At 66.0% G+C, this 13855-nt stretch carries 12 protein-coding genes; 3 read left to right on the forward strand and 9 right to left on the reverse strand.

From position 1 onward, the window contains the following. Positions 1-111 precede the first annotated feature (111 nt). The 9 genes from ACSQ3Q_RS18395 to ACSQ3Q_RS18435 form a co-directional block, all read right to left on the reverse strand. The gene (locus tag ACSQ3Q_RS18395) at positions 112-1041 is read right to left on the reverse strand and encodes a DMT family transporter (protein ID WP_436135772.1); all 930 of its coding nucleotides are present in this window, start codon (positions 1039-1041) and stop codon (positions 112-114) included. Positions 1042-1063: 22 nt separating this feature from the next. Continuing rightward, the gene (locus tag ACSQ3Q_RS18400) at positions 1064-2686 is read right to left on the reverse strand and encodes a gamma-glutamyltransferase family protein (RefSeq protein WP_436135773.1); all 1623 of its coding nucleotides are present in this window, start codon (positions 2684-2686) and stop codon (positions 1064-1066) included. A 294-nt stretch (positions 2687-2980) separates the two neighbouring features. Then, complete coding sequence (locus ACSQ3Q_RS18405) at positions 2981-4282, reverse strand: DUF3422 family protein (protein WP_436135774.1); 1302 nt, start codon at positions 4280-4282, stop codon at positions 2981-2983. Positions 4283-4401: 119 nt separating this feature from the next. Continuing rightward, positions 4402-5913 (reverse strand): tripartite tricarboxylate transporter permease, encoded by a 1512-nt coding sequence (locus ACSQ3Q_RS18410; protein ID WP_436135775.1) that lies wholly within the window; start codon positions 5911-5913, stop codon positions 4402-4404. Positions 5914-5928: 15 nt separating this feature from the next. Next, positions 5929-6417 (reverse strand): tripartite tricarboxylate transporter TctB family protein, encoded by a 489-nt coding sequence (locus tag ACSQ3Q_RS18415; protein ID WP_436135776.1) that lies wholly within the window; start codon positions 6415-6417, stop codon positions 5929-5931. A gap of 128 nt (positions 6418-6545) precedes the next feature. Then, entirely contained in the window at positions 6546-8339 is a 1794-nt protein-coding gene (locus ACSQ3Q_RS18420; protein WP_436135777.1) for a GspE/PulE family protein, read from the reverse strand. A gap of 39 nt (positions 8340-8378) precedes the next feature. Continuing rightward, positions 8379-9143 (reverse strand): spermidine synthase, encoded by a 765-nt coding sequence (locus tag ACSQ3Q_RS18425; protein WP_436135778.1) that lies wholly within the window; start codon positions 9141-9143, stop codon positions 8379-8381. Between the two features lie 8 nt (positions 9144-9151). Beyond that, positions 9152-9709: a DNA-deoxyinosine glycosylase gene (locus tag ACSQ3Q_RS18430; protein WP_436135779.1), complete on the reverse strand. Its 558-nt coding sequence runs from the start codon at positions 9707-9709 to the stop codon at positions 9152-9154. Between the two features lie 125 nt (positions 9710-9834). Continuing rightward, positions 9835-10668 carry a TatD family hydrolase gene (locus ACSQ3Q_RS18435; RefSeq protein ID WP_436135780.1) on the reverse strand — a complete coding sequence of 278 codons (834 nt, stop codon included), beginning with the start codon at positions 10666-10668 and terminating at the stop codon, positions 9835-9837. Between the two features lie 103 nt (positions 10669-10771). On the opposite strand from ACSQ3Q_RS18435, the gene ACSQ3Q_RS18440 reads away from it, so the two are divergent. The 3 genes from ACSQ3Q_RS18440 to ACSQ3Q_RS18450 are packed head-to-tail and all read left to right on the forward strand — an operon-like array spanning position 10772 to position 13830. After that, positions 10772-11722 carry a S1C family serine protease gene (locus tag ACSQ3Q_RS18440; RefSeq protein ID WP_436135781.1) on the forward strand — a complete coding sequence of 317 codons (951 nt, stop codon included), beginning with the start codon at positions 10772-10774 and terminating at the stop codon, positions 11720-11722. A gap of 35 nt (positions 11723-11757) precedes the next feature. Further along, the gene (locus ACSQ3Q_RS18445) at positions 11758-12774 is read left to right on the forward strand and encodes an AAA family ATPase (protein WP_436135782.1); all 1017 of its coding nucleotides are present in this window, start codon (positions 11758-11760) and stop codon (positions 12772-12774) included. Between the two features lie 18 nt (positions 12775-12792). Next, positions 12793-13830, forward strand: coding sequence for a DUF58 domain-containing protein (locus ACSQ3Q_RS18450; protein ID WP_436135783.1), 1038 nt, complete (start codon positions 12793-12795; stop codon positions 13828-13830). Positions 13831-13855: the final 25 nt, after the last annotated feature.

The raw sequence follows: 13855 nt of genomic DNA on the forward strand, positions 1-13855 counted from the left end.
CGCGCGCGGCAACGCTGCGTCACCAAGGGGCCGCGTTGCTCTGCGCTTAGGCGCTTGCGCTTCCTGGACCTCAGCCGCCGGTGGAAGCGGCCGGCCCCTCATGTCTGCCGTTCAGGTCGGCGCAGCACGCGCCATGCGCGTGAACACAAAGATCCCCACGATCACCAGCGCCGTGCCCGCGGCCACCCACAGGGTGAAGGGCTCGCCCAAGATCCACACGCCCATCAAGATGGTGGACAGCGGCCCCACCATGCCGGTCTGAGCCGTCAGGCCCGCGCCCACGCGCTCGATCGCCATCATCACCATCAACACCGGCGCGGCCGTGCACAGCGTGGCGTTGAGCACCGACAGCCAGATCACCTCGGGCGCGACCACTGCGGCGCTAAAGGGGCGCAGGACCACAAACTGCAGCAGGCAGCACAGGCACGCCACCGTGGTGGCCAGCCCCACCAGCCGCAGCGCCCCCAGCCTGCGCACCAGCTCACCGCTGTAGACCAGATAGATGGCATAGCTCACGGCGCTCAGGAACACCAACAGCGCCCCCCAGGCCGCATCGGAGCCCTGCAGGGTGGCCTCGTGCCCGAACACCAGCACCACGCCGCAATAGCTGATCAGCATCCCCACGGCCTGGCCCCAGTGGATGCCACGCCGGTACAACACCCAGCCCAACATCACCACCAGCGTGGGGTTGAGGTACAGGATCAGCCGCTCGAGGCTGGCGCTGATGTAGGCCAGGCCGGCAAAGTCCAGAAAGCTGGCGAGGTAGTAGCCCGTGACCCCCAGGCCCAGCACCCCCAGCCAGTCCTTGCGGCTCAAAGGAGGCTTGCCGCGGCTGGCCCACCAGGCCATCACGGCAAAGATGGGCAGCGCAAACAGCATGCGGTACATGATGAGCGTGACCGCGTCGACCCCATGGCGGTAGGCCAGCTTGACGATGATGGCCTTGCCGCTGAATGCGATGGAGCCGAGCAAAGCCAGCAAAAGACCGCTTGCTACGTTTTTTGTAGCTGCTTGCGCTTGTACAGATTGCGGTGGGGCCACTTTTTATTCAAATCCTTTGCCATCAATAGCCTGCGACCTGGCCATCGCGGCGCGGATCGCTGGCGGCCACGTAGCCGTGCACCTTGGGGTCGCCCATGCGCCAGATGAACTGGCCGGCGCCAAAGTCCTGGTAAGAATCCTGGATCACGTCCATGTGGTGCCCCAGCCCCTGCAGGCCCTGCACCGTGGCCGCGGGCATGGCGGCCTCGACATTGATAGACAGCCCTTCATTGAAGCGCCAGCGCGGCGCATCACAGGCAGCTTGGGGGTTCTGGCCGTAGTCGAGCATGCGCACCAGGGTTTGCATGTGGCCCTGCGGCTGCATGTTGGCGCCCATCACGCCGTAGCTCATCACCGGCTGGCCGTTTTGTGTGAGGAAGGCAGGGATGATGGTGTGAAACGGCCGCTTGCCTGGGGCCACCAGATTGGCACGGTTGGCCCCCCGGGGATCGGTGCTGAACGCCTGGCCGCGGTTTTGCAGGCTGATGCCGAAGGTGGGCTCTACACACCCGGAGCCAAAGCCCATGTAGTTGCTCTGAATGAAGCTGACCATCATGCCGTTTTCATCGGCTGCGGTCAGATAGATCGTGCCGCCCTTCACCGGATTGCCTGCCCCGAAATCCTGCGCCTTGCTCATGTCGATCAGTTTGGCACGGGACGCCAGGTACGCGTCATCGAGCATTTGCGCGGGTGTCACCTCCATGGACGATGGCTCGGCCACGTAGCGGTACACATCGGCAAACGCGAGCTTCATTGCTTCGATCTGGAGATGCTGGGACGCCGCACTATCGACGGGCAGCGAGGCCACATCAAACTGGTCCAGGATGCCCAGCGCGATCAGCGCCGCGATGCCCTGCCCGTTGGGCGGAATCTCGTGCAGGGTGTAGCCGCGGTAGTTGCGCGCGATGGGGGTCACCCATTCGGGCCGATGGGCCGCCAGGTCTTCGAGCGTGAGGCTGCCGCCCTGGGCCCTGGAAAAAGCCACCAGCGCCTGGGCGATTTCGCCGGTATAGAACGCCTGGCCGCGCGTGGCGCCGATGGCGCGCAGGCCCCGGGCGGCGGCTGGGAACTGGAACAACTCACCCACGTTCGGCGCTCGGCCCCAGGGCATGAAGCTCTCTGCAAAGCCTGGCTGGGACTGCAGCTCGGGCACTGCGGCTTCCCACTTTTGCTGCACCACCACAGGCACCAGATAGCCCCGCTCGGCAATCTCGGCCGCGGGCTCCATCAGGTCGGCAAAAGGCAGCTTGCCAAAGCGCTCCGACAGGGCCACCCAGGCGCTGACGGCGCCCGGCACCGTGACGGCATCCATCCCGCGCCGGGGTGGCGAGGCCTGGCCAGCACCATAGCGGCCGTGAAAGTATTCGGGCGTCCAGGCCTGCGGCGCGCGGCCCGACGCGTTGAGCCCGTGCAAGGCCTTGCCGTCCCACAGGATGCAGAAGGCGTCGCTGCCCAATCCATTGCTCACGGGCTCGCAGATCGTCATGGCAGCGGCTGCAGCCACGGCGGCATCGACCGCGTTGCCGCCCTGCTGCAGTATGCGCAAGCCGGCCTGCGCGGCCAGCGGGTGCGAGGTGGAAACGATGTTGCGCGCGAACACCGGCAAGCGGGTGCTGGCATAGGGGGTGGTGTAGCTGAATGGCATCGGGCCATTATGGGCCGGTGCCTTCGGGCTTGCAGTGCGCTGGCGCGATGCCAGACCGCTCGGGTCGACCGTAGCGTTCACACATTCCGGTAGGTCCCCACCGTGCTGTACATGGCCTAGACCACCTGCCGCATGCGCATACGAATGCACAGGCACACGCACAGGCACGGCAGATCAGCCAGGGCCGCCGCGCCACACCGTCGCATCAACAACGTGTGCATTCATGCTGATGGCGGTACCTTCTGGCGCCGCACGCAAAGTGGATAGCGACGCCCGCGTTCAGGGCGTCTCCGCTCAGCCGTGCTTGCGAAACACCCGGTGGTGCAATCGCCGCAGAGACCACCACACGCCGAGCGCCACCACCGGGATGGCAATCGCCGCCGTGGTCTCGGCCGACAACGGCCAGCCGAGTTTTTGCGCCCCCTTGGCGAGGTAGCTCACCAGGCCCACGATGTAGTACGTGATGGCCGCCACCGAGAGGCCTTCCACCGTGGACTGCATCTTCAGTTGCAGGTCCTGGCGGTGGTTCATGGTCGTCAGCAGTGCCTGGCTGCTTTGCTGCTGCTCGATCTCCACCCGCGTGCGCAGCAGGTTGCTCATGCGCGAGACCCGCTGCGACAGCGCATCCTGCCGCCGCGTGGCCCACTCGCAGGTGCTGCGTGCGGGCGTCAGGCGCCGGTCCATGAACTCGCGGATCGTCTGCATGCCCGCCAGGCGCGATTCGGCGATGTCCTCGATGCGGCGGTCCAGCAGTTCAAAGTACGCACTGCTGGCCGAAAATCGCGAATGGGTGGCCGCGTACTGGCTTTCCACCTGTCCCGCCAGGCGGGTCAGGCGGTCCAGCAGCACAGGCTCGGCGTCGCGGTTGGCGGTGCGGATGGCGTCGGCCAGCTCCGCCAGTTCGCGCTCGGCAAAGGCCAGCACGCTGGCGGCTTCGCGCGCCGCGGGCAGTCCCAGCAGCGCGGCCATGCGGTAGGTTTCGATCTCGAGCAGGCGCTGAACCAGCCGGCCCAGGCGGCGCGGCGTCATGCCGCCGGCCAACAGCACCATGCGCGAGAAGCCGTCCGCATGGATCGCAAAGTCGGTGTACACCTCGCCGTGCCCGTCGGCCACGGTCGAGGCGACCAGGGTGTCCTCATGCAGCACGTGCTTGACCAGCGATCCCGAGCCGAAGCTGTGCGTGGGCAGCACCCACAGGTTCAGGCTGCACAGGCAGTGCCCCGGCAGGGCACCCAGCCACTCGTGGGGCACGGCCTCCACAGCGCTGGTGGGCTCCCGCTGCTCCCCAAAGGCGTCCGCCGGGGTGGGGACCATGAAGGTCCAGCTCACAAATTCGGTATGCAGCTCCCACCGCAGGCGAAAGCCGCCCAGGTCCATGCGCAGGTGGGTGGTGTGCGCGTCAGGCAGGGCCATGTGGTGGTCGCGCAAAAGGGCCGCCACATGCGCCCGGCTCGCCTCGCGCCCGGCCGCATCGGCCAGCATGACGATGTGCGCAATCGCCAGCGGTGCTGCCATGGCCTCGGGCGGGCGGGCATGGATTTCGTTGTGCAGCATCGCCCGGTGGGGGTGCTGTGCGAGATGGAATGGTGTGGGCATGCGGTCCTCTGCCCGCGATTGTGTACCGGCGTCAGCGGGGTGCCGCCGCGCGGCCTCGCCAAAAAACAACGGCACCCGAGGGTGCCGTTGTTCTGGAGTCGGATGAAAAAGCAGCGCGCTCAGTCCTCGACGAATGCCTCTTCGCGCTTGTTCTTCACGGAAGGCAGCAGCACGATGATGAGCAGCAGCGCAGCGGCAGCCAGCAGGCCGGCCGACAGCGGACGCGTGACAAACACGCTCCAGTCGCCCCGCGACAGCAGCAAGGCGCGGCGCAGGTTTTCTTCCATCATCGGGCCCAGGATGAAGCCCAGCAGCAAAGGCGCAGGCTCGGTGCCCAGCTTGTGGAAGATGTAGCCGACCAGGCCAAACGCACCCACCATCCAGATATCAAACGTGTTGTTGTTGGTGGAATACACCCCCACCGCGCAGAACAGCACGATGGACGGGAAGAGCCAGCGGTAGGGCACCGTGAGCAGCTTGATCCAGATGCCGATCAGCGGCAGGTTCAGCACGATCAGCATCGCATTGCCGATCCACATCGAGGCGATCAGGCCCCAGAAGAGTTCGGGGTTGCTGGTCATCACCTGGGGACCAGGTTGGATGTTGTGGATCGTCATCGCGCCCACCATCAGGGCCATCACGGCGTTGGGTGGGATGCCCAGCGTCAGCAGAGGAATGAAGGAGGTTTGCGAACCTGCATTGTTGGCCGACTCGGGAGCCGCCACACCGCGGATGTTGCCTTGGCCAAATGGCACTTCGCCGGGCTTGAGCTTGGTCTTCTTCTCGACCGTGTAAGCAGCAAACGCGGCCAGCAATGCACCACCGCCGGGCAGGATACCCAGTGCCGCACCCAACGCCGTGCCACGCAGCACGGCAGGAATCATGCGCTTGAAGTCTTCCTTGGTCGGGAACAGGCCCTCGACCTTGGCAGTGAACACCTCGCGCTCATCGTCAGGACGCGAGAGGTTGGCAATGATTTCGCCGTAACCGAACACGCCCATGGCGATGGTCACAAAGCCGATACCGTCGGTCAGCTCAGGGATGTCGAAGCTGAAGCGGGCCACACCCGAATTCACGTCAGTCCCCACCAGGCCCATCAGCAGGCCCAGCACGATCATGGCCACGGCCTTGAGCAGCGAGCCCGAGGCCAGCACCACGGCACCAATCAGGCCCAGCACCATCAGCGAGAAGTACTCGGCAGGGCCGAACTTGAAGGCCACTTCGGTGAGCGGCGGCGCAAACGCGGCCAGGATCAAGGTGCCCACGCAGCCCGCAAAGAACGAGCCCAACCCCGCAGCAGCGAGGGCGGGCCCCGCCCTCCCCTTTCTCGCCATCTGGTAGCCATCGATCACGGTCACCACCGAGGACGATTCTCCCGGCAGGTTGACCAGGATGGCCGTGGTGGAGCCGCCGTATTGGGCGCCGTAATAGATGCCAGCCAGCATGATCAGGGCGGCCACCGGAGGCAGCGCATAGGTGGCAGGCAGCAGCATGGCGATGGTGGCCACAGGGCCGATGCCCGGCAGCACACCGATCAGCGTGCCCAAGAGGCAGCCGACAAAGCAGTAGATCAGGTTCTGGAACGTGAATGCCACGCCAAAACCCATCGAGAGGTTATTGATCAAATCCATGGTCGGTGCTCCTGCTTAACCCGTGATGAAACTCGGCCACACAGGGAACTGCAGCTTGAGCGCCCAGACGAAAGCCACGTAGCTGCCAATGGCCAGCACCGTGGCGAGGACAAACACGGACTTCGCATGGAACTCCTGCCCTGCAAGACTTGCAATGAACGTCAGTGCATAGATGCCGACGATGAGGCCCATCGCAGGCACGCCCACACTGGGCAGACCGCCCAGCAAGATGCCGAAGGCGAAGTTGGCGGCCAGGATGAAGAACAGCGGCTTCCAGGCCCACTTGCCGATCTTGTCACCGTCCTGGGTTTCCACTGTGGTGGCTTTGAAGGTGATCACGCTGCCGATGATGGCCAGCAGGATCCCCAGCAGCAGGGGAAAGTAGCCCGGGCCCATGCGTGCACCGTTGCCGACGTTGTACGTGGTTGCGCCCCACGCAAACGCTACGCCGATGCTCATGAACATGAGCCCGGCAAAGAAGTCTTTTTGACTTTTGATTTTCACGAATTGTCTCCTTGGCGGAAATCTCGACTGCGCGATTGTGCGGGCAACAATGCGCCTCACAGATGTGGATTCCACCTACATCCAGTAACGTGTTACCACCTGTTGTCGGGGCGCAGGTGCCCGTCAGATCATTCCAGCGGCGGCGTGGCAGCGACCACTTCTTCCATGGTGGTGATGCCTTCGGCCACGCGCAGCGCCCCCGCCAGGCGCAGTGGGCGCATGCCGTCCTGCACCGCCTGGCGGCGCAGGCTGTCGATGGACGGTGCCTGGTTGATCTTGTCCTTGAGGGCCTCGCTCACGGTGAGCAACTCGTACAAGCCCATGCGCCCGCGGAAGCCACCCATGCGGCAATCCACACAGCCGACCGGCTTGTAGGGCTGGTAGCCCCCGCTGAGCTTCCAGGGCTTGACCATGGCCGCCAGGGCTTCGCGGTCGGCGCCCTCGTCCTTTTGTTTGCACTGCTTGCACAGGGTGCGCACCAGGCGCTGGGCTAGCACACCGAGCAAGGTGGCATTGAGCAGGTACGGCGGCACACCCAGTTCCATCATGCGGGTGATGGCGGACGGGGCATCGTTGGTATGCAGGGTCGAGAACACTAGGTGGCCCGTGAGCGCCGCCTGGATCGCCATCTCCGCCGTCTCCAGGTCGCGGATTTCGCCCACCATGATGATGTCGGGGTCCTGCCGCATCAGTGCGCGCAGGCCTTCGGCGAAGTTGAAGTCGAGCTGGGGCTGCACCTGGGTCTGGTTGAAGCTGGGCTCGATCATTTCGATCGGGTCTTCCACCGTGCTCACGTTGACCTCTTCGGTCGCCACCCGCTTCAGCGTGGAATACAGCGTGGTGGTCTTGCCCGAGCCCGTGGGCCCCGTCACCAGAATGATGCCGTGCGGGCGTTTGACTAGGCTCTCCCAGCGCGCCGCATCGTGTTGGGCAAAGCCCAGGGCATCAAGATCCTTGACGGCATTGTCCGGATCAAAAATCCGCATCACCATCTTTTCGCCGAAGGCCGTGGGCAGCGTCGAGAGGCGCATTTCCACCTCCTCGCCGCGCTGGTTGCGGGTCTTGATGCGGCCGTCCTGCGGGCGGCGCTTTTCCACCACGTCGATGCGGCCGAGCAGCTTGATGCGCGACACCATCGCGTTGTGCACGCCCATGGGCATCTGGTACACGGGATGGAGCACGCCGTCGATGCGAAAGCGGATCACGCCCTGGTCGCGGCGCGGCTCCAGGTGGATGTCGCTGGCGCGCTGGTCAAACGCGTACTGCCAGAGCCAGTCCACCACCTTGACCACACCCTGGTCGTTGGCGTCCAGCTGCTTGTTGCTCTTGCCCAGCTCCACCAGTTGCTCAAAGCTGCTGCCACCCGAGTTGCCACCGGCCTTCTGTGCGGCGCGCACCGATTTGGCCAATGCAAAAAATTCGGCGGTGAAGCGGTGAATGTCCAGCGGGCTTGCGACCACGCGGCGCACAGTGCGCCGGGACTGGCGCTCCACCTCTGCCACCCAGTCATCGATGAAAGGCTCGGCCGTGGCCACTACGACCTCCTTGGTGGTGACCTGCACCGGCAACACCTTGTGGCGCTCGGCGTAGGTGGCGCTCATGGTGTCTGCCACACGGCCCACGTCCACCTTGAGGGGATCAATGCGCAGGTAAGGCAACCCAGCGCGCTTGGCGATGTATTCAGAAAGGGCTTCAATATCGAGCGGTTTGCCGTCGCTGGCGCGCTCCATCGCCACGTTGGCAAGGCGGACCAGCGCGTGCTGGGAGCTTTCTGCCTGCGAGCAGCGGGCGACCGTGCGCTGGGCCTCTTCGGGGGAGATGACCTGGTCATCGCTCAACCACTGCACCACGCGGCGCCAGTCCATGGGGCCCGCATACGACCGGCCCGCAGTGGTATCAGGGGAAGCGAGGGACGTTTTCATGAAAGACCTTTTTCGGTAGGGCGCCGCTGGCGTGTGGGGTCAGGCAGCCACGGGCTTGAAGACCCGCAGCCATTTCGTGGTGGGCAAATCCCAGCGGGCTTGAATCGCCTCGGCCCGGGCAGCCAGCTCCGTACGCTTGGGTCGCGTGGGATTTCGCTGGGCGAGCACGACGGTGTTGCCCTCCCGCGTGGGTTTGAACGACCAGAGCGCGTCTTCGCCAAAGGCTTCGGCCATGCTCTTGAGGCTGCGGTCGTAGCTGGATGCTCGGCCGAACAGGTTCACGGTCATGCTGCCGGTTTCGGTAAGCAGTGCGCGGCAGTCGGCGTAGAAGTCCGGGCTGTCGAGCACGGGCGCGGCCGCGTCGTGGTCATACAGATCCACCGCCAGCGCGTCCACAGTGCCCAGCCACATCGGGTTCTGAATCTCCTTGGCAGCGTCGGCCAGGACCACGCGCAGCTTGGGGCCGTCGGGCGGCAGCTTGAACCATTGCCGGCACACCGCCACCACCTGCGGGTTGAGCTCGATGGCCGTGGTGCAGATGCGCAATTTCTTGTGGCAGAACTTGGTGATGGCGCCGGCCCCCAGGCCCAGCTGCATGGCGTGGCCTTTGGAGACTTGCGCGGGCTCGGCAAACAGCAGCCAGGCCATCATGCGCTGCACATATTCCAGCTCCAGCTCAAACGGCTCGGCCACGCGCATCGACCCCTGGATCCAGGGCGTGCCCAGGTGCAGGTGCCGCACCTCCCCGTCGTCGGAGACGCTGACTTCTGGCAGCTCTGGGGTCGTGTTCTTTTTTCGGGTCATTCAGGCAGTCAAATCAATCTGTGGGCGGCCATCAGCTCCGACCAGGCGGCCAATTTACGCTCAAAACTCCACGAGGCGTTGGCCGGGCTGGTCGACGGAAGCCGCACCGCCGTGACGTGGGGGATGTCTGGCGCGCCCAGGCAGGCCAACGCGGCCGGGGCATGCCGAAAACTCTCGGCACCGTTGTGCGCCAGGGCCGCCAGGCGCGGGCAGAGCCCTTGCAGGCGGGCGAAGTCGTTGACCTGGGCGCGGCGGATACTGGCATCCAGGCTGCCGTCGCGCTCGCAGCTTTCGTAGACATCCCACATCCCGAGGCCGCGGGCCAGCAGCCAGTCGCAGCGCTGCGGGTAGGGGCCTGGCAGCGCATATTGCGGCCACAAGGCCTGCAGGATCTTCCAGAAATGGTTCTGCGGGTGGGCGTAATACTGCTGCGCCCGCAAGGAGGCCGCACCTGGAAAGCTCCCCAGCACCAACACCACCGTCTCTCCGGACGCCACAGGTGGCAGCCCTTGCCAGCGGGGGGCGGCAGGGGCTGGCGTGGCACCGGTTGTAGGGACTTCAGGCATGCGGCGATTCTGGACCGAAACCGCGCGAGGCCCCTTGCCGGTTCACAAAAAAGATAGCTGCAAACCGTGACCCATCCAGCGCAAACCTCCCAAATTGCTCCACATTCTGGCCGCGCGGAATGCGCTCACGCCACCGGCGCCAGCAAAGCTTGCAACCGCGGCAACGCCGCACATGCGTTGCGGGTTGTGGCCGCGGCCAAGGCCTGCAGAGGTTGGCCGCGCAGCTGTGCCAGCACCTCGGCAATGCGCGGCAACTCCCCGGGCGCATTGCGCCCCTGGGGTTGGCCTTCGGCCCGCTGGGCTGCCGTGGTGTAGAGCCAGTGGGGCTGGATGTCGGGGGCGTCGGTTTCCATCACCAGGGCATCCCCGGGCAATTCAGCCGCCAGGCGGCGCAGCTGCAGGGCCCGGTCATAGGTCATGGCGCCGCCAAAGCCGAGCTTGAAACCCAACCCGATGAACGCCTGCGCCTGCTGCAGGCTGCCATTGAAAGCGTGCGCAATGCCGCCCTGCACGGGCAGCTCGCGCAGGCCCTTGAGCAATTTGTCGGACGAGCGGCGTACATGCAATATCACCGGCAGATCGAACCGGCGCGCCAGCTGCAACTGCGCCCGGTAAAAGCGCTCCTGCCGGGTCGGGTCGAGGCCGGCGACGAAATAGTCGAGGCCGATTTCACCGATGGCGACCAGGCGCGGGTCCGCGCGGTGCTGTTCCAGTTCCGCGGCCAGCCGGTTCAGGTCTTCGTCCTCCGCACGCCCGGTGTACAAGGGGTGGATGCCGAGCGCGTAGCTGTCCCGATGCCGATGCGCCAGCTCCCGCACGGTGGCCCAGTTGCTGCGCTCCACCGCCGGGATCACGCAATGCGCCACGCCGCGTGTACGGGCTTCCTGGCGGACCGCATCGCGGTCGGGGTCGAACTCGGGCGCGTCCAGGTGGCAATGGGTGTCGATCCAGGCAGTCATCCATTCATGATGCCTCACGAAACCTTGCAGGTGCATCTGGCTCGGATACGTGCTAACGTGAAAACCATGCGCTTTTCCCCGGCGCAGTAGAAAAGGTGACAGGATGCCCCGGCCCGCCCTCTACAGCAGTTCCCGCCCAGCCCGCCGCCCCGCTGCGGAAGGGGACGTTCCGGCCACTGCGTCTGCCTCTCAAGCCTCGGCAGCCGATGACATCGGCCTCGCTCCCTCCACTCCTGCCCTCCCCGTAGCTGCAGCCGCAGCCCCGCTGTCCCGGCGACATGTGCGCAGCCTCTGGGCCATGATCGCGCTGCTCTCAGCCCTGCTGGTGGCCAGCCTGTGGCTGCACCACCGCCCCGCCCCGCGCAAGATCACACAGGAAGACATCGACGCCGCAGTACTGCGCACGCTGGAAACCACCACACTGCCTTCCGCCGCAGCCCGCGCTGTCGAGGCGATCTCGCCCTCCATCGTGCGGGTGGTGGGCTACGGCCGCAGCAAGAACGGCAAGGAAGAAGTCGAGCGCGGCGTGGGCACCGGCGTCGTCATCATCGACAAGGGCGTGATCCTGACCAACCTGCACGTGGTGGCAGGCTCCGACCGCATCGCCATCACCTTCCACGACGGCCTGGAGACCACGGCCAGCATCACCGGCGCCCAGCCCGAGAACGACCTAGCCGTGCTGCAGGCCCACAAAGTGCCCGACGACCTGTTTGCCGCCCCGCTGCGCTCCACGCAGGACCTCCGCCCGGGCGACCATGTGGTGGCTGTTGGCTTCCCCTTTGGAATTGGCCCTTCGGCCTCGGCGGGCGTGGTGTCGGGCCTCAAGCGCGAATTCACCTCGCCCGAAGGCAAGCGCCAGCTCAGCAACCTGATCCAGTTCGACGCTGCGGCCAATCCGGGCAATTCCGGCGGCCCGCTGGTCACGCTCGACGGCGAGGTGGTGGGCATCGTCACTGCCATCCTCAATCCCACCTCGGCGCGCACCTTCATCGGCATCGGCTTTGCGGTGCCCATTGAGAACGCGGCGTCTGCCGTGGGCATGCCGCCTTTCTGACCCTGCCTATCGACCCGTCTTCCTCAAGGAGCACCATGGAATCCACCCCATCGCCCCATGCCACCAACGCCTCCACCGCCACCTTGATGGAACAGGTGCTCTACGAAGTCAAGCGCGTGGTGGTGGGCCAGGACCGCTTTCTGGAGCGCGTGATGGTCGCCATGCTCGCCCAGGGCCATCTGCTGGTCGAGGGCGTGCCGGGCCTGGCCAAGACGCTTACCGTGAAGACGCTGGCCAGCACCATTCAGGGCAGCTTCAAGCGCATCCAGTTCACGCCCGACCTGGTGCCCGCTGACCTGGTAGGCACCCGCATGTACAACCAGAAGACGGGTGAATTCAGCACGGCCCTCGGCCCGGTGTTCACCCACCTGCTGCTGGCCGATGAAATCAACCGCGCGCCCGCCAAGGTGCAAAGTGCCCTGCTCGAGGTGATGCAGGAGCGCCAGGTCACGATTGCCGGCGAGACGCACAAGGTGCCCGAGCCCTTCCTCGTGATGGCCACGCAAAACCCGATCGAGACCGAAGGCACCTACGCGCTGCCCGAGGCCCAGGTGGACCGCTTCATGATGAAGGTGCTGCTGGGCTACCCCACCGAAGAGGAAGAGTTCGTGATCGCGCAGCGGGCGCTCGACCTGCCCGTGCAGGTGTTGCCCGTGGCCACCACCGCCCAGCTGGCCGTGCTGCAGGCCGAGTGCCGCACGGTGTATGTGGACCCGTCCATGCTGCAGTACGCCGTCAAGCTGGTGGCCGCCACGCGCGTGCCGGCGCGGCACGGCTTGAAAGAGCTGGCCGGTTTCATCAGCTGCGGCGCCAGCCCGCGCGCCACGATTGCGCTGGCCGAAGGCGCGCAGGCCCTGGCCATGCTGCGCGGGCGCAACTACGTGCTGCCCGAGGACATGACCGACCTGGCCGCCGATGTGCTGCGCCACCGCGTTGCGCTGTCGTACGAGGCGCTCTCCGAGGGGCTGGACGCCGACGCACTGATCCAAAAGATCATGGCCAAGATTCCTGCGCCTGCACGCCCCTTGCACCACGAGCAAAAAGTTGCCTGAACTTTTTTGACGACCGCCATGAGCACTAAGCCGCCTGAAGCCCCTTCCGCCACGGTCCACGCACTGCCTACCCTGCCGGGGCAGGCCGACCGGCTGCTGCGCGAGCTGGAGTGGAAGGTGATTCGCCGCCTGGACGGCCTGCTGCAGGGCGACTACCGCACGCTGATGCGGGGCAGCGGCCTGGACCTGGCCGACCTGCGCGAATACCAGCCCCACGACGATGTGCGCCATATCGACTGGAACGTGACCGCACGCCTGAACGTGCCCCACGTGCGCGTGTTCACCGAAGACCGCGAGATGACCGCTTGGTTCCTGCTCGACTTGAGCCCGTCGATCAGTTTTGGCCCCGCGGGCCAAACCAAGCGCGACATCCTGACCGGCTTTGTCGCCGTGCTCTCGCGCCTGCTCACGCGCCACGGCAACCGCGTGGGCGCCATGCTGTACGGCGGCGGCGGCGGCCAGGCCGAACGCGTGGTAGATGCCGTGCTGCCACCCCGCAGCAGCCGCGCCCACGTGCTGCATCTGGTGCACCGGCTGCTGACCCCCGAAAAAGCCGCGCCCAAGCGCACCAAAGCGGGCGGTGGCGCCACTGAGCTGCATCGGCTGCTGCTGACAGGGCTCACCAACCTGCGCCGCCGCTCCACTGTATTCGTGGTGTCGGACTTCATCAGCGCCCCCGGCTGGGAAAAGCCGCTGGCCCAGCTCGCCCAGCGGCATGACGTGGTGGCCGTGCGCCTGCTCGATCCGCTGGAGCTGGAGCTGCCCGACGTCGGCCTGATCACGCTGCGCGATGCTGAAAGCGGCGAACAACTGATGGTGGACACCCACGACGCCGGCTTTCGCCGGCGCTTTGCGCGCCTGGCCGCAGAGCGCGAGGCGACGCTGCGCGAAGGGCTGACCCGCGCCGGCGCCGACACGCTGGAGCTGTGCACGGACGACGATCTGGTTGACGCCCTGCTGCGCTTCATGGACATGCGCCAGCGCCGCGTGCGGACGCCACGCGGCCGCTCCATCGCGCCACTGGCGGGGGCAACGGCCGTGCCCGCCGCGGCCTGAACGACCACCCACACGCCACCCGAGG

This window comes from Acidovorax sp. LjRoot129 (assembly GCF_964253765.1).
Lineage (GTDB): Bacteria > Pseudomonadota > Gammaproteobacteria > Burkholderiales > Burkholderiaceae_C > Acidovorax.